Raw genomic sequence first — 294 nt, 5'->3', positions numbered from 1 at the left:
ACCCTACGGCGTTCGGGTCCGCCCTCGGTTGGTGGGGCGCCAGAGGGCAAAAGAAGCGCACGGGGGATTCCCTCCCGTGCGCCGTACTTTAGGTTACGCAGCCCACTTCTCTACGGAAGCGTCGTAGATGCCAGCGGTAGCTGCGCCACGGCGGATCACGTTGATCGTGTTAATCGCGTCTTGCTTGTTGTGGTAACCTTCTGACGATGCGATCCGTTCATGGTTCGCAGCGCGGATATTGAAATACCACTGGTTATTTGCAGTGCTCTTGAACAGGTAGAAATACATCGGAGT

1 protein-coding gene is annotated in these 294 nt (G+C 56.5%); it reads right to left on the bottom strand.

The features are described 5' to 3' along the window. Positions 1-93 precede the first annotated feature (93 nt). The coding region (locus UU7_RS17245) for a YegP family protein (protein WP_007810940.1) at positions 94-294 on the bottom strand (201 nt) is incomplete at its 5' end.

Source organism: Rhodanobacter spathiphylli B39, from assembly GCF_000264295.1.
Taxonomy (GTDB): Bacteria; Pseudomonadota; Gammaproteobacteria; order Xanthomonadales; family Rhodanobacteraceae; genus Rhodanobacter; species Rhodanobacter spathiphylli.
This window is presented reverse-complemented; position numbering and strand designations above follow the sequence as displayed.